At 69.2% G+C, this 17,730-nt stretch carries 20 protein-coding genes and 1 riboswitch; of the genes, 12 read left to right on the forward strand and 8 right to left on the reverse strand.

Annotation, left to right across the window (positions count from 1 at the left end):
• Positions 1-20 precede the first annotated feature (20 nt).
• The 12 genes from ccmA to M673_RS03085 all read left to right on the forward strand — a co-directional run bounded on the left by ccmA (position 21) and on the right by M673_RS03085 (position 9,619).
• A complete protein-coding gene (ccmA, locus tag M673_RS03035) occupies positions 21-761 on the forward strand; it encodes a heme ABC exporter ATP-binding protein CcmA (protein WP_061973484.1) in 741 nt (246 codons plus the stop codon).
• A complete protein-coding gene (gene ccmB, locus M673_RS03040) occupies positions 761-1,420 on the forward strand; it encodes a heme exporter protein CcmB (RefSeq protein ID WP_061973486.1) in 660 nt (219 codons plus the stop codon). The genes ccmA and ccmB overlap by 1 nt, the downstream gene beginning before the upstream one ends.
• A 14-nt stretch (positions 1,421-1,434) precedes the next feature.
• A complete protein-coding gene (locus tag M673_RS03045) occupies positions 1,435-1,866 on the forward strand; it encodes a GNAT family N-acetyltransferase (protein WP_061973488.1) in 432 nt (143 codons plus the stop codon).
• Positions 1,867-1,931: 65 nt separating this feature from the next.
• Positions 1,932-2,687, forward strand: coding sequence for a heme ABC transporter permease (locus M673_RS03050; protein WP_061973490.1), 756 nt, complete (start codon positions 1,932-1,934; stop codon positions 2,685-2,687).
• A 7-nt stretch (positions 2,688-2,694) separates the two neighbouring features.
• On the forward strand, positions 2,695-2,847 hold the full coding sequence (gene ccmD, locus M673_RS23465) for a heme exporter protein CcmD (protein ID WP_082639139.1): 153 nt from the start codon (positions 2,695-2,697) through the stop codon (positions 2,845-2,847).
• Positions 2,844-3,482, forward strand: a complete 639-nt coding sequence (locus M673_RS03055) for a DsbE family thiol:disulfide interchange protein (RefSeq protein WP_061973492.1) — start codon at positions 2,844-2,846, stop codon at positions 3,480-3,482. The genes ccmD and M673_RS03055 overlap by 4 nt, the downstream gene beginning before the upstream one ends.
• 384 nt (positions 3,483-3,866) lie before the next feature.
• The gene (bla, locus tag M673_RS03060) at positions 3,867-4,760 is read left to right on the forward strand and encodes a class A beta-lactamase (RefSeq protein ID WP_061973494.1); all 894 of its coding nucleotides are present in this window, start codon (positions 3,867-3,869) and stop codon (positions 4,758-4,760) included.
• A 461-nt stretch (positions 4,761-5,221) separates the two neighbouring features.
• Positions 5,222-5,902 (forward strand): LON peptidase substrate-binding domain-containing protein, encoded by a 681-nt coding sequence (locus M673_RS03065; protein ID WP_061977621.1) that lies wholly within the window; start codon positions 5,222-5,224, stop codon positions 5,900-5,902.
• Between the two features lie 261 nt (positions 5,903-6,163).
• Positions 6,164-6,358, forward strand: coding sequence for a Trm112 family protein (locus tag M673_RS03070; RefSeq protein ID WP_082639140.1), 195 nt, complete (start codon positions 6,164-6,166; stop codon positions 6,356-6,358).
• A gap of 46 nt (positions 6,359-6,404) precedes the next feature.
• A riboswitch (TPP riboswitch) is annotated at positions 6,405-6,507 on the forward strand.
• A 62-nt stretch (positions 6,508-6,569) separates the two neighbouring features.
• Positions 6,570-8,393 (forward strand): phosphomethylpyrimidine synthase ThiC, encoded by a 1,824-nt coding sequence (thiC, locus tag M673_RS03075; RefSeq protein ID WP_061977625.1) that lies wholly within the window; start codon positions 6,570-6,572, stop codon positions 8,391-8,393.
• 116 nt (positions 8,394-8,509) lie between these two features.
• Positions 8,510-8,974, forward strand: a complete 465-nt coding sequence (locus tag M673_RS03080; protein WP_061973497.1) for a nuclear transport factor 2 family protein — start codon at positions 8,510-8,512, stop codon at positions 8,972-8,974.
• Positions 8,975-9,049: 75 nt separating this feature from the next.
• On the forward strand, positions 9,050-9,619 hold the full coding sequence (locus tag M673_RS03085) for a TetR/AcrR family transcriptional regulator (protein WP_061973499.1): 570 nt from the start codon (positions 9,050-9,052) through the stop codon (positions 9,617-9,619).
• 56 nt (positions 9,620-9,675) lie between these two features.
• On the opposite strand, the gene M673_RS03090 is transcribed toward M673_RS03085, so the two are convergent.
• The 8 genes from M673_RS03090 to M673_RS03125 form a co-directional block, all read right to left on the reverse strand.
• The gene (locus M673_RS03090; RefSeq protein ID WP_061973501.1) at positions 9,676-9,867 is read right to left on the reverse strand and encodes a hypothetical protein; all 192 of its coding nucleotides are present in this window, start codon (positions 9,865-9,867) and stop codon (positions 9,676-9,678) included.
• A complete protein-coding gene (cysN, locus tag M673_RS03095; RefSeq protein ID WP_061973503.1) occupies positions 9,867-11,702 on the reverse strand; it encodes a sulfate adenylyltransferase subunit CysN in 1,836 nt (611 codons plus the stop codon). The genes M673_RS03090 and cysN overlap by 1 nt, the downstream gene beginning before the upstream one ends.
• On the reverse strand, positions 11,702-12,604 hold the full coding sequence (gene cysD / locus M673_RS03100) for a sulfate adenylyltransferase subunit CysD (RefSeq protein WP_061973505.1): 903 nt from the start codon (positions 12,602-12,604) through the stop codon (positions 11,702-11,704). Before cysD ends, cysN begins: the two co-directional genes overlap by 1 nt.
• Positions 12,605-12,690: 86 nt before the next feature.
• Positions 12,691-13,503 (reverse strand): phosphoadenylyl-sulfate reductase, encoded by an 813-nt coding sequence (locus tag M673_RS03105; RefSeq protein WP_061973507.1) that lies wholly within the window; start codon positions 13,501-13,503, stop codon positions 12,691-12,693.
• Positions 13,500-14,018: a DUF934 domain-containing protein gene (locus M673_RS03110; RefSeq protein WP_061973509.1), complete on the reverse strand. Its 519-nt coding sequence runs from the start codon at positions 14,016-14,018 to the stop codon at positions 13,500-13,502. The genes M673_RS03105 and M673_RS03110 overlap by 4 nt, the downstream gene beginning before the upstream one ends.
• Positions 14,015-15,703 carry a nitrite/sulfite reductase gene (locus tag M673_RS03115; protein ID WP_061973510.1) on the reverse strand — a complete coding sequence of 563 codons (1,689 nt, stop codon included), beginning with the start codon at positions 15,701-15,703 and terminating at the stop codon, positions 14,015-14,017. The genes M673_RS03110 and M673_RS03115 overlap by 4 nt, the downstream gene beginning before the upstream one ends.
• Positions 15,704-15,775: 72 nt before the next feature.
• Positions 15,776-16,114, reverse strand: a complete 339-nt coding sequence (locus tag M673_RS03120; RefSeq protein WP_061973512.1) for a DUF2849 domain-containing protein — start codon at positions 16,112-16,114, stop codon at positions 15,776-15,778.
• Between the two features lie 239 nt (positions 16,115-16,353).
• On the reverse strand, positions 16,354-17,595 hold the full coding sequence (locus tag M673_RS03125; protein WP_061973514.1) for a ubiquinone biosynthesis hydroxylase: 1,242 nt from the start codon (positions 17,593-17,595) through the stop codon (positions 16,354-16,356).
• Between the last annotated feature and the right edge of the window lie 135 nt (positions 17,596-17,730).

Here is a 17,730-nt window from a genome sequence, read left to right on the forward strand (position 1 = left end):
CTCCACAACGAAGCTTCGGGATGTTCGGCGCCTGTCATAGCGCGGGAAGATTGAGGAGTGGTTCCGGCGTGGCGGGCAGGCTCGTGATCGAAGGGCTGGCCTGTGGCCGGGCCGGCCGGCTCGTGGTGCCGCCCCTGACCCTCGCGCTCGCCCCCGGCGAGGCCGTGCTCGTCACCGGCGAGAACGGCGCCGGCAAGTCGACCCTCCTGCGCACGCTGGCCGGCCTCCTGCCGCCGCTGGCGGGAGCGGTTCGCGTCGAGGGCTTCGCTGTAGCCAGTGGCGAGCCCGCCCGATCCGCATCCGAAATCGCCCATTATCTCGGTCATCGCAACGCCCTCAAGGGCGGGCGCACGGCGGGCGCCGAACTCGGCTTCTGGCAGGGCTATCTCGGCGGCCGGGCGCTGTCGCCGCAAGAGGCGCTGGAGGCAGTGGGCCTCCCTGGCGCTGCGCCCTTCCGCTGTCACGATCTGTCCGCCGGCCAGGCTCGCCGCGCCGCGCTCGCCCGGCTTCTCGTCGCGCATCGCCCGCTCTGGCTTTTGGACGAGCCGACCACGGCGCTGGACGCCAAGGCCCAGGACGATTTCGCCAGGCTTTGCCGGCTGCATCTCGCCGAGGGCGGGTTGATTCTCGCCGCCACGCACCAGCCGATCGATCTCGGACCCGACGCGCGAACGCTCCGTCTTGAGCCTCCGGCGCCCTCGACAGCGGCCGATCTCGAATCATCCATCGAGAGCGACGAGACCTGGGAGGCGATCGGCTGATGGGCGCGCTGTTTCGGCGCGACCTCGCGCTGCTTCTCTCCGGGTCGGGCGGCGGCGCGCCGGGCGTCGTGTTCTTTCTGGCGGTGGTGGCCGTCATTCCCTTCGGCGTCGGGCCGGATCTCCAGCTCCTGTCGCGCATCGGCCCGGCCTTTCTCTGGATCGGCGCGCTGCTTTCCACGCTTCTCTCGCTCGACCGCCTGTTCCAGGCCGATCGCGAGGACGGCACGCTCGACCTGCTGCTCGCCGGCCCGCTGCCGCTGCCGCTGGTGGTGCTGGCCAAATCCGCCGCGCTCTGGGTCGCGTCCTGCCTGCCGCTGGTGCTCGCCGCGCCTTTTCTCGGCCTGCTCCTGGCGCTGCCGCCGCTGGCGCTGGGCGCCACGGCGCTAACGCTTCTCGTCGGCACGCCCGCCCTGGTGCTGATCGGGGCGGTGGGCGCGGCGGTGGCGGCCAGCCTGCCGCGCGGCGGCGTGCTCGTTTCCGTGCTCACCCTGCCGCTCGCCATTCCCGTGCTGATCTTCGGCGTCGCGGCCACCAACGGGGCGATCGGTGACCTCGCGCCGTTTCGCGCGCCCTTCCTAATCCTTTGCGCCCTCACGCTTTTCTACGGCGTGCTCGGCCCGCTCGCAGCCGCGCTCGCCCTTCGCCAATCCGCCGACTGACCGACGAGAGACCCATGCCTCGCTTCGACCCCGCGCTCTATTCCTTCCATCGCGAGACGCCGGAGGCCGACGACTATCGCCGCCTTCGCGCCGTGTCCGGCCTCAGCCCCAAGAGCGAGGAGGCCGCGCGGCGCGGGCTGCCGAACACGCTCCACGCCGTGGTGGTGCGTTTCGAGGACCGGGCCGTCGCTATGGGCCGGGTGGTCGGCGATGGCGGCGCCTTCTTCCAGATCGTGGACATGGCGGTGGAGCCTGCGCACCAAGGGCGGGGGATCGGCAAGGCGATCTTCGCCGCGCTGATGGACTGGCTCCACGAAAACGCCCCGGACAGCGCCTATGTCAGCCTGATCGCCGACGGCGCCGCCCGGCATCTCTACGCCCAGTTCGGCTTCGAGCCCGTCATGCCCGCCTCGATCGGCATGGCGCTGCGCGTCCAGGCGCGCTGAAAGCGCACATCCGGGGGCAAGCGGGGCGGTTTGCCGCCGCCTGCGAACCGTTCTAGAAAGGCCCTATGAGCGATCTTGCCGCCCGCCCCTCGCGCTTCGCGCTTCTGGCCAACCCGACGCGGTTCCTGGACCTGTCGGGCCGCGTCCAGCCCTGGCTCTATGCCGTGGCGCTGGGCCTCCTGGCCGTCGGGCTGACGATGGGCCTCCGGGCGCCGGAGGATTATCAGCAGGGCGCCACGGTGCGCATTCTCTTCATCCACGTGCCCTTCGCCTGGATCGCGATGATGGGCTGGACGGTCATGTCGGCCTCGGCGCTCGGTCTTCTCGTCTGGCGCCATCCGATCGCCGAAGTCTCGATCCGCGCCGCCGCGCCGATCGGCGCCGTGTTCACGTTTTTGTGCCTCTTCACCGGCTCGGTCTGGGGCCGGCCGATGTGGGGGACGTGGTGGGTCTGGGACGCGCGGCTGACCTCGGTCTTCGTCCTGTTCCTGCTTTATCTCGGGCTGATCGCGCTGACCCGCGCCTTCGAGGAGCCCCAGCGGGCCGGCCGCATGGCGGCGGTCTTCGTGCTGGTCGGCTTCCTCCTGATCCCGGTCATCAAGTTCTCGGTGGACTGGTGGTCGACGCTGCACCAGCCCGCCAGCGTCCTGCGCCTAGGCGGCTCGACGCTGGACGCGGCCTATCTCCATCCGCTGCTCGTTTGCGCCGCCGGCTTCTCGACCCTCTTCTTCGCGCTGCATCTCACCGCCATGCGCACGGAAATCCGCCGCCGCCGCCTGCGCAATCTCGAGCGCCGCCGCCTCGGCCAGACGGGAGCCTGACCCCAGCATGCAGGCCAGCTATTTCGGCTTCATCGCCGCCGCCTATGCCATGGCGGCCTTGGCCCTCGGTGGGCTCGGGCTCTGGATCTTTCTCGACGCGCGGCAGGTGGCCCGCCGACTGAAGGGTTTCGAGGGCGAGGGGCGGGGCGCGAAGCGATGAGCGAGGCCACCCCCACGAGCCCCGAGGCGTCGCCCGCGCCAACCCCGGCCCCTTCCGCGCCGCGCCGCCGCCGGCCGCTTCTGGTGGCGCTGCCGCTTCTCGTCTTCGGCGGTCTGGCGGGCCTGTTCCTGACGCAGCTTCTGTCCGGCCACGACCCCGCGCAGATCCCCTCCGCGCTGATCGGTCAGGCCGCGCCCGCCACGGCCCTGCCGCCGCTGGCCGGCCTCCGCTCGCCGGACGGCCAGCCCGTGCCGGGCCTCGGCGGAGAGCGGGACGGCGTGCCGCGCCTCGTCAACGTCTTCGCCTCCTGGTGCGCGCCCTGCCGCGAGGAGCATCCGATGCTGCTGGCGCTGGCGCGCGACCCCGCAGTCCAGGCCTCCGGCCTGCGCATCGAGGGCCTGAACTACAAGGACAAGCCGGACCAGGCGCTCGGATTCCTTTCTGCCCTCGGCAACCCCTATGCCCGCGTCGGCACCGACGAGCGCGGCACGGCGGCGATCGACTGGGGCGTCTACGGCGTGCCGGAGACCTTTCTCGTCGGCGCGGACGGGCGCATTCTCTGGAAGCAGACCGGGCCGCTGAGCGAACGCGCCATTCGGGAAGGTCTGCTGCCGGCGCTGGCCGGCGCGCGCTGAGAGAATCGGAGCGCGGGCGGCGGACCTCCTGCGCCCGCCGAGTTGGGCCGATCGCCAACCCTCCGCCCACCGTTGAAGCGCCCCGCAGACACTGAAGAAGCTGAGCGCGTTGCCGCGGCAGGGAACACGCGCGCCATTGCTGCAAGACATCCAGCAGACGACATTCAACGAGCCAACGCCCCATAGAGAAACGGGCGCAGCGCCCTGCGTGGCGTCCTTTCATCCCTCTTGCGCGCTTCCGGCGTGACGGCGTCTCGAAATCGCCGGCCCATGTCCGAGTCTCCATTCTTCCCTTTGCCCGGCTCGCTAACCCAGCCTCCCTTTGGCCTCCGAACCGCCCTCTTCGCCGGCCAAACGGGAGGCAGACGATCAGCGGAGAAAAGCATGTCGCCCCTTCTCACCCGCCGCCGATTCGGTGCCCTTGCCGGCGCCGGTCTCGCCTCCGGTTTCCTCCCGGCCTTCGCCGGTCCGGCGAGGGCCGAGGACGCGTTGAACGCGCTTCTGGCCGATATCGAAAAGCGCTTCTCGGCCCGGCTCGGCGCCTTCGTTCACGACACCGGCTCGGGTCGGCGCTGGGCGCGGCGGGCGGACGAGCGCTTTCCCCTGTGCTCGACCTTCAAGGTCGTCGCGGCGGGGGGCCTGCTGGCACAGGTGGACCGGGGCGAGGCGGACCTGTCGCGCCGCGTGGTGATCGCGAAGTCCGACCTTGTCACCTATTCGCCCGTGACCGAGAAGCAGGTCGGCGGCGAGGGCATGACGCTGGCCGAGATCTGCGCGGCCGCGATCACCCGAAGCGACAACACGGCCGGCAACGTCCTGATCGACCAGCTCGGCGGGCCGGAGGGCGTCACGCGCTTCGCCCGCTCGCTCGGCGACGAGACCTTCCGGCTCGACCGGCGCGAGACCGACCTCAACGAGGCGACGCCCGGCGACCCCCGCGACACGACCAGCCCCGCCGCGATGACGAAGACGCTGCACGCGCTCCTGTTCGAGGACCATCTCAAGGACGTCTCGCGCTGGCGACTCGCCGAGTGGATGGTGGCCAACCAGACGGGCGGCGCCAAGCTTCGCGCCGGTCTGCCCAAGAGTTGGCACATCGGCGACAAGACCGGCGGCGGCGACCACGGCACGATGAACGACATCGCCGTGCTCTGGCCCCCCGAGGGCGCGCCGATCGTGGCGAGCCTTTATCTCACGGAAACCGAGGCTTCCTTCGACGAGCGCAACGCCGCCTTCGCCGAGATCGGCAACGCGCTGGCCAGGATCGTGCGGAGATAGGCGGCCAAAGGCGCCGAGCGGGACTGCCGTCGCCCGCAGAGCGCCGAGTGCGAAGGCGGCTCGATGCATGGGCTGGCATCGAGGTTGAGAGGGCCGGCAAAACCTTCGCCGTGCCCCGGCGGCGCTCGACCTTGTGAGAATACGGCCCAGCGCGAAGACGAAGAGGAATTGCGGGCCCCCTCCGACTTTGCCTTCGCGCTCCGGCCGCTCGCCTGCGTGCTCACGCCGCTCTTGAGTTCGGGGCGAGACGCGCCAGTTCCATGAAGCTGTCATGAACCAGCGACAGGCCTTGCGCCGGATCGGCGGATCGGGTTCCGAGGCTGCGGACGACGTCGCCCGGGCGACCCGTTGGCCTGTCCGCGCCGATCCGCCTTGGGGCGTCACTGATGGACCCGCCTGGGTGACGCGAGACCTGTCCCTGGTTCATAACAGCCTCAAGGCTCGATCGGAGAATCGCATTGGTGCAAGCAGGCAACGTCACCTACCGTTCGGAGACCGACCTCCCGGAAACGGTGGCCGTGTTTCCCCTGACCGGCGCGCTGCTTCTGCCGGGCGGGCAGATGCCGCTGAACATCTTCGAGCCGCGCTATCTCGCGCTGATCGACGATGCCATGACGGGCGCGCGGGTGATCGGCATGATCCAGCCGCGCCTCGACGGCGCGCTGCAGGCGTCCGGCGAGCCCGAGCTTTGCGCCGTCGGGTGCCTGGGGCGCATCACCTCGCTGACCGAGACCGGCGACGGGCGCTATCTCCTCAACCTACAGGGCATCGCGCGCTTCCGCGTGATCGAGGAGCACGAGACCGCCGAGCCCTTCCGCCTCTGCCGCATCAAGCCCTTCGCCAGCGATCTGGAGTCCGGCGAGGGCGAGGAGGAGGTGGACCGCGACGCGCTTCTGAAGGCCTTCCGCTCCTATCTTCAGGCCAACCAGCTGGAGGCCGATTGGGAAAGCGTGTCCAAGGCCTCCAACGAGACGCTGGTCAACGCCCTGTCGATGATGTCGCCCTATGGCGCGGCCGAGAAACAGGCGCTTCTGGAAGCCCCCGACCTCAAGACGCGGGCCGAGACGCTGGTCGCCATCACCGAGATCGCCCTGGTGCGCGAGGGAAGCGAAGACGGAAACGGCTCGCAGACCCTGCAATAGGCGTAACGGGAGCCCGTTCGGGCTCTTGGCCGGGCCGGTCCGACGGGGCCTTTTCGCCGTCGCCCGTCGGCCTGGACCGTTGCGGATAGGCCTTCGCATCGCTCAGGTCCGGTGCCTCGGGAAGGTCGAACAGGCTCTCGGGCCGAGCGCGGCGCTTCGAGCCCGAGACTTGGCAGGGTCCGGCCCGGCCTGTATCCAGCCGGCTGAACGCGGCGTTGCCGGAGGCGACGGCAGGCGACCCGGCGAAACGAGGAGACTGGCATGGTGGACGACGCGGAACGCAAGGGTCGCCCCGACCCCAAGCTCCTGGAACTCCTGGTCTGCCCGCTGACCAAGACGGGGCTGAGCTATGATTCCGAGCGCAACGAGCTGGTCTCGCGCGCCGCGCGCCTGGCCTATCCCATCCGCAACGGCATCCCGATCATGCTCCCGTCCGAAGCGCGCGAGATCGACTGAGCCCGTCCGCGCGGTCTTGACAGACAGAGCCCGTCTGGCCACCCTTCGCGTGTCCGAGGGGTGTCCCATGTGGGGCTGAGATGGCGCGAGCCGAACCCTTTGAACCTGATCCGGGTCATGCCGGCGAAGGGACGGAAAGGGTGCCGCCGCGCGGCATCGCGCCGCCGCTCATCGCAACAGATCCCGGATCTCCTTTTTGTTGGAGATCCTGATGTCCGCATCCCCCACCCTTCCCGCCACCGTGACCACCGGGCCGATTCGCGGCTCGCGCAAGGTCTATGCCGCGCCGCGCGGCGCGCCGGAAATCCGCGTGCCCTTTCGCGAGATCGCGCTGAGCGACCCGGCCGAGCTGCCTTTGCGCGTCTACGACGCGTCCGGCCCCTACACGGACGCCGACGCCGGCATCGACCTTTCGCGCGGCCTTGCCCCGGTTCGCGACGCCTGGATCGCCGCGCGCGGCTATCCGCTGGTGGAGCCCCGCGCCGTGAGGCCGGAGGACAACGGCCATGTCGGGGCCGACCGGCTGGTCGAGCCTTGCCCCGCCGCCCATGGCGTGCGGCGCGGGCGGGAGGGCGAGCGCGTCACGCAGCTGGAATGGGCGCGGGCGGGAATCGTCACCCCGGAAATGATCTATGTCGCCCATCGCGAGAATCTGGCGCGCGAGGCGGCGCTGGCGGAGGCGGCCGAGCGGCTGGGCGACGGCGAAAGCTTCGGGGCGGCGATCCCCGAATTCGTCACGCCCGAGTTCGTGCGCGACGAGGTGGCGCGCGGGCGGGCCATCCTTCCCGCCAACATCAACCATCTCGAGCTCGAGCCGATGGTGATCGGGCGCAACTTCCTGGTGAAGATCAACGCCAATATCGGCAATTCCGCCGTCAGCTCGGGCGTGGCGGAGGAGGTGGAAAAGCTGGTCTGGGCGATCCGCTGGGGCGCCGACACGGTGATGGACCTCTCCACCGGGCGCAACATCCACAACATCCGCTCCTGGATCCTGCGCAATTCGCCGGTGCCGATCGGCACGGTGCCGATCTACCAGGCGCTGGAGAAGGTCGGCGGCGATCCCCTGAAGCTCGACTGGGAGGTGTTCAAGGACACGCTGATCGAGCAGGCCGAGCAGGGCATCGACTACTTCACCATCCATGCCGGCGTGCGTCTCGCCCATGTGCCGCTGGCCGCCCGGCGCGTCACCGGCATCGTCAGCCGGGGCGGCTCGATCATGGCGCGCTGGTGCCTGTCGAAGCATCGCGAAAGCTTCCTCTTCGAGCGCTTCGACGAGATCTGCGAGATCATGCGCCGGTTCGACGTGTCCTTCTCGCTGGGCGACGGGCTGCGGCCGGGCTCGGTGGCGGACGCCAACGACGCCGCGCAGTTCGCCGAGCTGGACACGCTGGGCGAACTGACGAAAATCGCCTGGGATCGGGGCTGCCAGGTCATGGTCGAGGGGCCGGGCCACGTGCCCATGCACAAGATCAAAGCCAATATGGACAAGCAGCTGGCGACCTGCGGCGAGGCGCCCTTCTACACGCTGGGACCGCTCGCGACCGACATCGCGCCGGGCTACGACCACATCACCTCCGCCATCGGCGCGGCGCAGATCGGCTGGTTCGGCACGGCCATGCTCTGCTACGTCACGCCCAAGGAGCATCTCGGCCTGCCCGACCGGGACGACGTGAAGACCGGCGTCGTCACCTACAAGATCGCCGCCCATGCCGCCGATCTCGCCAAGGGCCATCCGGCGGCGCGCTCACGGGACGACGCGCTGTCGCGCGCCCGCTTCGACTTCCGCTGGGAGGACCAGTTCAACCTCTCGCTCGACCCCGACACGGCCCGCGCCTTCCACGACGAGACCCTGCCCAAGGAAGCACACAAGACAGCGCATTTCTGCTCCATGTGCGGGCCGAAATTCTGTTCGATGGAAATCTCCCGCGACCTGAAGCGCGAAGCCGAGGCGCTGGCCGGAATGGAGGCCAAGTCCGCCGAGTTCCTGGCCGGCGGCGCGCGGCTCTATGTCGAGCCGGCGACGGAGAGCGCCTGAGCGGAAGCGGCGGCGGGCGCGGTTTGCGCGCCCGCTCCTGCTTCGATTTGCGCAATGACACCGAGTCCTGTACCAATCGGTAAAATCATGACCGATTGGTACAGGAAGGCTCGTCCATGTCTCGTCCGCCCCTCCCGCCGTTCGACCTCGAAGCCGCCGTCCAGAAGGCGCGTCTGGCGGAGGACGCCTGGAACAGCCGCGATCCCGAGCGGGTGTCCCTGGCCTATACCGGGGATAGCCGGTGGCGGAACCGGGCCGAGTTCATCGCGGGGCGGAAGGAGATCGTGTCCTTCCTCACCCGCAAATGGCGCCGCGAGCTGGACTATCGGCTGATCAAGGAGGTCTGGGCCTATCAGGGCGCGCGCATCGCGGTGCGCTTCGTCTACGAATGGCGCGACGACAGCGGCCAATGGTTCCGCTCGCACGGCAACGAGAACTGGCAGTTCGACGAGGCGGGCCTCATGTCCGAGCGCCATGCCTCGATCAACGACGTGCCGATCGGTGAGAGCGAGCGCAAGTTCCATTGGCCGCTCGGCCGCCGCCCGGACGATCATCCCGGCCTCAGCGAACTCGGCCTCTAGAGCCCATCCGATGAATAGGGATTCACCCTTGTCCGAAGGTGAGGCGCATCCGCTTCGCCCGGAAAGGCTTTAGCCATGCCGCGCGTGGTGGCGGAGCGGGCCGACAGTCTGGCGCCCTTGGCCGAGGTGTTTCGCCGATATGGCTATGAGGGAGCCAGCCTCGCTCTGATCGGAAAGGCGACGGGCCTCGGCAAGGGAAGCCTCTACCACTTCTTTCCCGGCGGGAAGGACGAGATGCTCTCGGCCGTTCTGGCCGAGATCGAGGTCTGGTTCGAGCGCCATATCTTCGCGCCGCTGGAGAGCGAGGCCGCAGCTGGGCAGGCGAGCGAGGCCATGTTCGACGCGGTGTGGGACTACTTCCGATCGGGCCGGCGGGTCTGCCTCATGGGCACTTTGGCTTTGGGGGAGGGGCGCGATCGCTTCGCTCTGGCGATCGCCCGCTATTTCGCGCGGTGGATCGAAGCGCTCGCCAACGCACTGCGGCGAGAGGGCTTGGGCGAGGAGGAGGCCCTACTGCTGGCCGAGGAAACGGTCGCGGGCATCCAGGGGGCGATCGTCCTCGCCCGCGCCCTGGGTCAGCCCGCCGTCTTCGAGCGGGCTTTGGCGCAGTTACGAGAACGGTTGCGACGCATCGATTCCGTTTAGTCGCGCTCATTTTCGGTGGAGAAGAAAGAACGCGCCCGCTCCTCCCGATCCGCCCGTCAGATCAGCCCGCCCAGAAGCGCGGCGCAGAGGAGGAGCGAAGCGGCGAGCAGGGTTGCGTCGAGAACCGCGCGCGGGCGGCGCCAGGCCGCGACGCGCTCGGCTCGGGCGCGCAAGGTCGGCGCGCGCAAGGCCGGGGCCTCATGCCCCAGGGCGCCCTCGTCGCGGCAGCAGGGGGAGGCGGCCGACATCAGATGCCCTCCCCATCGCGCACGGTGGAGGGGTCCACTACCGGCACTTCCGTTTCGGCCGGCACCATGAGGCGGCGCAGCAGCGGGCGCAGCGCGAAGTCGAGCGCGCCGAGGATGATCGCCTTCCACAGGGCAAGGCCGAGGATCAGCGCCAGAAGAGCCACCAGCACCGCCGCCATGGCGCGGAAGATCGTGACGCCGCGCGCCCGCTCGGGCGAGGCGGCGAGCGCCGGTCCGAGCCATTCGGCCCGGATCGCCTCGAACCGGGTCTTCGGTGCGGCCGGTGCGGCCGGGGCCGCTCCGGGCTTCGAGCCAGGGCGCGAGGCCGTCGTGGCGGTGGCGGCCGGCGCCTCGCCCTCGCGCGGCAGCGCGGTCACGATGCCGAGCGCCACGGTCTCGTTGGTCAGCGGGTCGATCAGGATGAAGGCGCCGAGCTCGCGGCTTTCGGAATAAAGCGTCGCGACCGGCGGCTTGTCGAACTGCAGCGTGACGCGGCCGATCTCGTTCATGAGAAGGGCGTTGGCGGCGCGCGGCTGGTAGGAGTGGATGTCCACCGCCTCGTCCAGCGAGCGCACGTTGACCGGCGTCTGCGCGGTGGAAAGCTTGGCGACGAAGCGCCCGCCCGCGATCAGCGGCCGGTCCACCATCCAGAGAATTTCGGCATGCAGGATGCGGTGCGCGGCGATGGGGTCGCCGACCTTGACCAGGACGTCGCCGCGCGAGGCGTCGATCTCGTCGGCGAGCGTCAGCGTGATCGCCTCGCCGTCCTCGGCCGAATGAGTTTCGCCGTTCGGCCCGTAGACCGCCTTGACCGTGGAGCGCTGCCGGCTCGGCAGCGACAGGATGGCGTCGCCCTTGGCAATGCGCCCGCCCGCCACCGTGCCGCAGAAGCCGCGGAAATCGAGATTGGGGCGGTTCACCCATTGCACCGGCAGGCGGAAATGCGAAGAGCCCGCCGCGAAGGTCGTGGGCTCCACCACTTCCAGCGTTTCGAGGAGGGTCGGCCCCTTGTACCAGGGCGTGTGGGCCGAGCGCTCGGCGAGATTGTCGCCGTTCTTGGCCGAAAGCGGGATGTAGCGCACCTCGGTGAAGCCGAGCTGCGGGCGCAGCGCCTCGTAGCCCTTGACGATCTCGTCGAAGACGGACTGGTCGAACTCGACGAGATCCATCTTGTTCACCGCCACGATCACCGACTTGATGCCGACCATCGAGGTGATGAAGGAGTGGCGCCGCGTCTGGGGCAGGATGCCCTTGCGCGCGTCCACCAAAATGATGGCAAGCTCGGCCTGAGAGGCGCCGGTCGCCATGTTGCGGGTGTACTGCTCGTGCCCCGGCGTGTCGGCGATGATGAAGGCGCGGTTCTTCGTGTTGAAGTAGCGATAGGCGACGTCGATCGTGATGCCCTGTTCGCGCTCGGCCGAAAGACCGTCCACCAGCAGCGCGAAGTCGAGATCGCTGCCCGTCGTGCCGAACTTTCGGGAGTCGCGCTGCAGCGCCTCCATCTGATCGTCGAAGACGGAGTTTGTGTCGAACAGGAGACGGCCGATCAGGGTCGACTTGCCGTCGTCCACCGAGCCGCAGGTGATGAAGCGCAGCAGCGAAGCCTTGGCGCCGGCGGCCGCCACGGCGGCGGCGTTCTGGCGGAGCGCGCCGAGGCTGGGGTCGAGCGGCGCGTCGCCCGTCGCGTCGGACGCTGCATCGAGCGGCGCCTCGTCGGGGGCGGGGCCGGCGAAGGCCTGGTCCTCGGCAAGCGCGGACGGATTGGTGCTGCGGTCCAACGCCTCGTCTGCGGTGAGCGAAGCGGGGGAGGCGGAGGAAGGGCGGACGACGGACATCAGAAATAGCCTTCCTGCTTCTTTTCTTCCATGGAGGCGCCGCCGTCGCGGTCGATCACCCGGCCCTCGCGCTCGGAGGAGCGGGACGCGCGCATCTCGGCGATGATCTCGGGCAGCGTCGTCGCCTCCGAGCGCACCGCGCCGGTCAGCGGGTAGCAGCCGAGCGTGCGAAAACGCACCAGCTCGTCACGCGTCTCCTCGCCCTCGCTCAGCTTCATGCGCTCGTCGTCGCGCATGATCAGCGTGCCGTCGCGCGAGACGACGGGCCGGTGCTTTGCGAAATAGAGCGGCACGACCGGAATGTCCTCCAGCGCGATATAGTCCCAGACGTCGGCCTCGGTCCAATTGGACAGGGGGAACACGCGGAAGCTCTCGCCCTGGCGCTTGCGGGTGTTGAAGAGGTGCCAGGGCTCGGGCCGCTGGTTCTTGGGCTCCCAGCGATGCTCGGCCGAGCGCAGCGAGAAGACGCGCTCCTTGGCGCGGCTCTTCTCCTCGTCGCGGCGCGCCCCGCCGAAGGCGGCGTCGAACTTGTACTTGTTCAGCGCCTGCTTCAGCCCTTCGGTCTTCATCACGTCGGTGTGGAGGCGCGAGCCGGAATCGAACGGGTTGATGCCGGCCTTCAACCCGTCCTCGTTGGTGTGGACGAGAAGGTCGAGGTCCCATTCCCGCGCGATGCGATCGCGGAACTCGATCATCTCGCGGAACTTCCAGGTCGTGTCGACATGCAGCAGCGGGAAGGGCAGCTTGCCCGGCGCGAAGGCCTTGCGCGCCAGATGCAGCATGACCATCGAATCCTTGCCGATGGAGAAGAGCATCACCGGGTTCTCGGCCGTCGCCGCCACCTCGCGGATGATGTGGATCGACTCCGCCTCGAGGCTCTGGAGATGGGTCATGTGCTTCATGGCAGGGACCTTTGGCGCCCGAAGGGAAGGGCGCGGCAGAAGACAAGAAAGGGGGGGACGACCGGATCGCCGGGAAAGGCGACCCCTCAGGACGGGATCGTCTCGAAGGCGCTGTCGCCGGGGGCCGGGCGGCCATCCTCAGCGCGCACGGGCTGGCCCTCGCCGTCCACATGCAGGCCGCATTCGCGCTTGGTTTCCTCTTCCCACCACCAGCGCCCGGCCCGCTCGACCTCGCCGGGGCGGATGGCGCGGGTGCAGGGGGCGCAGCCGATGGAGAGGAAGCCCTGCTCGTGCAGCGGGTTGACGGGAACCTCGTGGTCGGCGGTGAAGACGCGGATTTCCTCGCGTGTCCAGTCGAACAGCGGATTGGCCTTGATGAGGCCGCGCGCGCCGTCGAAGGAGACGAAATCCAGCCGCTCGCGATTGGCCGACTGGTCGCGGCGAAGGCCCGTGATCCAGCCCGAGGCGCCGGCCAGCGCCCGGCCGAGCGGCTCCACCTTGCGCACGCCGCAGCAGGCTTTGCGCATTTCAGGCGCGAAATAGAAGCCGTTGATGCCCTGGTCGTCGATCAGTTCTTCCAGCGCCTCGGCCTGCGGGTACTTCGCCTTGATGCGGCGGCCGTACTTTTCTTCCGTCGCCTGCCAGAGCGAATAGGTCTCGGGAAACAGGCGGCCGGTGTCGAGCGTCACCACGTCGATCCTCAGCTTCTCCCGGAAGATCAGATGGGTGAGCATCTGGTCCTCGATGCCGAGCGAGGTCGTGAACACGATCCGGCCCGGCAGCGCCTCGGTGAGAAGCCGCAGCCGCCCGACCGGATCGAGCGTGGCGAAGCGCTCGTTCAGCTGGTCGGCCAGTTCCGGCGCCGAGACGTTGGGCTCCGATGCGGCGGCGGTGCTCACGCGAGGGCTCCGGCGCGGGCGGCGAGGCGCTTCTGCAGGATGCTTTGATCCTCGCCATAGCCGGTCTGGTAATGGTCGTGGACGATGTCCTTGGCCTTCATCCACTGCTCCAGCGGCTGGCGCTCGGCCATCGCATCGGGCAGCCAGACTTCGTCGAAGCCGCAGGCCAGCGCCTCGGCAAACTGGTCTGCGATCAGCGGGCCGCTGGCGCGCAGGCGCCCGGCGAAGCCGGCGCGGCGCAGCCGCTTGGCCAGCGAGAAGCCGCGCCCGTCCGAGAAGGAGGGAAAGCGCACCGCGATCAGCTCGACCTGCCCGAAATAGGGCTCGATGGCGCAGACCGGCGTGTCGCCGGCGACGCTGAGGCCCAGCGGGGCGTTGCGCCGGTCGGCGATCGCCTGGTCGATGACCGTGAGCGGCACGAGAACCGCGCCTTCGCTCAGCGACAGGTCGGCGATGTCTTCCACCGGGGTGAACTCGTCGGCGCGCTCGCCGGCGGGAGAGACGAGAAGGCTCATGCGTGCGCTCCTTCCGGCGTGGTGCCCGCGACATAGGCGGTGAAGCCCTGCTTGAAGGGCTCCAGGCCCGCGCGCTTCACCGTGTCGATGAAGGTCTCCGAACCCTGACGCTCGGCCATGTAGACGCCCACCAGCGCCTCGATGGCGCCGGGCACCTGCTCGGCGTCGATGCCGGGGCCGACGCGCTCGCCCAGCGCGGCCTGCTCCGAGGCGTCGCCGCCGACCGTGATCTGGTAGTTCTCGCGGCCGGACTTCTCGAGTCCGAGAATGCCGATATGGCCGACATGGTGGTGGCCGCAGGCGTTGATGCAGCCGGAGATCTTGATCTGCAGGGGGCCGACCTCCTGCTGACGCGCCTCGTCGGCGAAAAGGTTGGAAATGTCCTGCGCGATCGGGATCGAGCGCGCCGTGGCGAGCGCGCAATAGTCGAGGCCAGGGCAGGCGATGATGTCCGTCACGAGGCCGGCATTGGCGGTGGCGAGCCCTGCCGCCTTGAGCGCGGCGTAGACGGCCGGCACGTCGTCCTTCCGCACGTGCGGTAGAACGAGGTTCTGGACGTGCGTGACGCGGAACTCGTCGAAGGAATAGCGCTCGGCGATGTCGGCGAAGGCGCGCATCTCGGCGTCCGACATGTCGCCCGGCACGCCGCCGATGGGCTTCAGCGACACGGTCAGCGCGACGTAGCCGGGCTGGCGATGGGCAAAGCCGTTCTGCTCGACGAAACGGTCGAGCTCCGGGTCGGCCGCGCGCGCGGCGTCCAGCGCCGCCGATGTCTCGGGCAGGGTCTCGTAGGCGGGCGGGGCGAAGTAGCGGGCGATGCGCTCCACCTCTTGCGCCGGCGCGTTGATCGTCGGCCCGTTCAACTCGGCGTATTCCGCTTCGACGCGGGCCTTGAACTCGTCCGTGCCGATCTCGTGGACGAGGATCTTGACCCGCGCCTTGTACTTGTTGTCGCGCCGGCCTTCGGCGTTGTAGACGCGCATCACGGCTTCGAGATAGGCGAGCAGCTCTCCCTTGGGCAGGAAGTCGCGGATCACCTTGCCGACCATCGGCGTGCGGCCGAGGCCGCCGCCCACGATCACCTCGTAGCCGATCTCGCCCGTCTCGCCATGTCGCAGGATGCGCAGGCCGATATCGTGGACCTTGATCGCCGCGCGGTCGTGCTCGGCGCCGGTGACGGCGATCTTGAACTTGCGCGGTAGCCAGGAAAACTCAGGGTGCAGGCTCGACCACTGGCGGATGAGCTCGCCGGTCGGGCGCGGGTCCTCGACCTCGTCCGCGGCGACGCCGGCGAACTGGTCGGCCGTGACGTTGCGGATGCAATTGCCCGACGTCTGGATGCAGTGCATCTCGACATCGGCCAGAAGGTCCAGAATGTCCGGCACGTCGCGCAGCTTGGGCCAGTTGTACTGAAGGTTCTGGCGCGTGGTGAAATGCGCGTAGCCCTTGTCGTACTTCTCGGCGATCAGCGCCAGCTGGCGCATCTGCTTGGAGTTCATCGTGCCGTAGGGCACAGCGACGCGCAGCATGTAGGCGTGAAGCTGGAGATAGAGGCCGTTCTTCAGACGCAGCGGCTTGAACTCGTCGTCCGACAGGGAGCCGTCGAGCCGGCGCTCCACCTGATGGCGGAACTGCTGGACCCGTTCGCGCACGAAGCGCTCGTCGAATTCGTCGTAACGGTACATCTGTCGTCCTCGTTCGGGTTCCGGCTCAAGACCGCGAGGGGAGGGCGCGTCCGCCGTCCCCGACCGAAAAGCTCAAAATTCCGCCTGCTTGCCGTATTGGGTCAAAATGCTCGGCCCCTTCTGCCGGATCGCCTCGCGGAAATGCGTGGCGAGCGGCAGGCCGCCTTCGTCCAGCCTGACCTCGACGAGATAGGGATCGACGATCCGGTTGGCCTTGAAGCCCTTGGCACCTTCCGCTTCCATGAAGGCGACCGTCTCGGCGTCGTTCGCCACCAGCGCGGCCCTGGGGTCGAGGCTCCAGCCCTCGCGGGTCAGAAACACCACGTCGCCGTCCAGAAGGTCGTTGGCGCTCATGATGACGGGGAGCTTCGGCCCCTTGGTCTTCGCGCCCGCCTTCACGTCCGTCGCCATGGGGAGTGATCCTTGTTCCCGCACCGTTGCCGACCCTTGGGCGAAGGCCGGACTCGGCCGGACAGCGCAAAGGGCAAGGCACGGCCTGATGGCCATGCTGCCGGCTTGTTACCGTTCTAAATAATCCATGGCCAGTGCGGTTGCGCCGAAGAGGATTTCCTTCGGCGGCTCGCAAGCGGATGTTTTTGCTCTGAAGGCCCCCGACGGCGCAACGAAGCGCACGCGCCGGGCCCTATGGGTCAGACCGGCTCGCCGCGCAGGAGGCGGGGCGTGTTGGCGTTGAGGCCCGAGGCCTGGCCGATGAAGTAGCGCTTGGCGAAGGGCGCGCGGTCCACCAGCGACAGGCCGAAGGAGCGCGCCGCGCGCAGCATCGGATTGTCGTTGGAGAAGAGCCGGTTCAGGATGTCGGTGGTGACACCCATCTGCACCGTGTCGAACCGGCGCCAGCGCTCGTAGCGCTGCAGCGTGTCGAGCGCGCCGATGTCGAGCCCGAGGCGCGCGGCCTCCACCACCGTCTCGGCCAGCGCCGCGACATCCTTGAAGCCGAGATTGAGCCCCTGGCCGGCGATCGGATGGATGCCGTGGGCGGCATCGCCCGCCAGCGCGATGCGCGGTTTCACGAAGTCGCGCGCCAGCGTCAGCCCGAGCGGGAAGGCGCGGGGCTTGCCCTCGACGGTGAGCGCGCCGAGCTTCAGGCCGAAGCGCTGCTCCAGCTCCAACTCGAACACCATCTCGTCGGCGCGCAGCAAGCGCTCCGCCTCGGCGGTGGATTCGGTCCAGACCAGCGAGGAGCGGTTGTCCTTCAAGGGCAGGATGGCGAAGGGGCCGGCGGGCAGGAAATGCTCCTCGGCCCGGCCCTCGTGCGGGCGCTCGTGGCGCACCGTCGCCACGATGCCGCTCTGCCCGTAGTCGGTGTGGACGGTGCGGATGCCCGCCATGTCGCGGATGGCCGAGCGAACGCCGTCGGCCGCGATCAGAAGCTTGGCCTCGATCGTGCCGGTCGCGGTTTCCACCGTGACGGAGGCCGGCCCGACCTGAAGGCCCGTCACCGCCGCGCCGGAGCGGATGGCGACGCCAAGCTCGGCGGCGCGCGCCCGCAGCGCGCCGTTCAGCGCGACGTTTGGCACCATGTGGGCGAAGGGCTCGCCCGGCTCGGCCTCGCCGCCGAAAGTCAGGAAGACCGGGCGAACCGGATCGTTGTTACGCGAATCGGTGACGATCATCTCGCGGATCGGCTCGGCCTCGCCCCGGATCGTGTCCCAGACGCCGAGCCGGCCGAGCATGCGCACGGCGGCGGCGGCGATGGCCGAGGCGCGCCCGTCCTTCTGCCAGACCCCCTCGGGCGCTGCGTCCACCAGCACGACGTCGAGCGTCGGCGCCGCCTGGCGGATGGCGACGGCGATGCCGAGCCCGACATAGCCCGCGCCGGCCACGACGATGTCGGCCCGCTCGGGCGGGGTCTGCGAGGCGAGGTCGGACATGGGGCGGCTCCCGTTCGAGATGTGGGACGCGGCCGCTGGTGCGGCCGTTCTCCCTCCGCCTGATCTAGAGGGTGCGAGGGGTTGGGGACAAGGGTGGGGTCGCCGCGCGCCGCTTCAACCCGCCCGGTCCGGTCT

This window comes from Aureimonas sp. AU20 (genome assembly GCF_001442755.1).
Classification (GTDB): domain Bacteria; phylum Pseudomonadota; class Alphaproteobacteria; order Rhizobiales; family Rhizobiaceae; genus Aureimonas.

Bases quoted from the DNA above. Each gene is read 5' to 3' on its own strand.
- M673_RS03115 (WP_061973510.1), bottom strand. From the start codon at position 15,703: ATGTACCGTTACGACGAATTCGACGAGCGCTTCGTGCGCGAACGGGTC.
- ccmD (WP_082639139.1), top strand. From the start codon at position 2,695: ATGCAGGCCAGCTATTTCGGCTTCATCGCCGCCGCCTATGCCATGGCG.
- M673_RS03070 (WP_082639140.1), top strand. From the start codon at position 6,164: ATGGTGGACGACGCGGAACGCAAGGGTCGCCCCGACCCCAAGCTCCTG.
- M673_RS03080 (WP_061973497.1), top strand. From the start codon at position 8,510: ATGTCTCGTCCGCCCCTCCCGCCGTTCGACCTCGAAGCCGCCGTCCAG.
- ccmB (WP_061973486.1), top strand. From the start codon at position 761: ATGGGCGCGCTGTTTCGGCGCGACCTCGCGCTGCTTCTCTCCGGGTCG.
- M673_RS03085 (WP_061973499.1), top strand. From the start codon at position 9,050: ATGCCGCGCGTGGTGGCGGAGCGGGCCGACAGTCTGGCGCCCTTGGCC.
- ccmA (WP_061973484.1), top strand. From the start codon at position 21: ATGTTCGGCGCCTGTCATAGCGCGGGAAGATTGAGGAGTGGTTCCGGC.
- M673_RS03090 (WP_061973501.1), bottom strand. From the start codon at position 9,867: ATGTCGGCCGCCTCCCCCTGCTGCCGCGACGAGGGCGCCCTGGGGCAT.
- M673_RS03125 (WP_061973514.1), bottom strand. From the start codon at position 17,595: ATGTCCGACCTCGCCTCGCAGACCCCGCCCGAGCGGGCCGACATCGTC.
- M673_RS03120 (WP_061973512.1), bottom strand. From the start codon at position 16,114: ATGGCGACGGACGTGAAGGCGGGCGCGAAGACCAAGGGGCCGAAGCTC.
- bla (WP_061973494.1), top strand. From the start codon at position 3,867: ATGTCGCCCCTTCTCACCCGCCGCCGATTCGGTGCCCTTGCCGGCGCC.
- M673_RS03110 (WP_061973509.1), bottom strand. From the start codon at position 14,018: ATGAGCCTTCTCGTCTCTCCCGCCGGCGAGCGCGCCGACGAGTTCACC.
- M673_RS03055 (WP_061973492.1), top strand. From the start codon at position 2,844: ATGAGCGAGGCCACCCCCACGAGCCCCGAGGCGTCGCCCGCGCCAACC.
- cysN (WP_061973503.1), bottom strand. From the start codon at position 11,702: ATGTCCGTCGTCCGCCCTTCCTCCGCCTCCCCCGCTTCGCTCACCGCA.
- M673_RS03050 (WP_061973490.1), top strand. From the start codon at position 1,932: ATGAGCGATCTTGCCGCCCGCCCCTCGCGCTTCGCGCTTCTGGCCAAC.
- M673_RS03045 (WP_061973488.1), top strand. From the start codon at position 1,435: ATGCCTCGCTTCGACCCCGCGCTCTATTCCTTCCATCGCGAGACGCCG.
- thiC (WP_061977625.1), top strand. From the start codon at position 6,570: ATGTCCGCATCCCCCACCCTTCCCGCCACCGTGACCACCGGGCCGATT.
- cysD (WP_061973505.1), bottom strand. From the start codon at position 12,604: ATGAAGCACATGACCCATCTCCAGAGCCTCGAGGCGGAGTCGATCCAC.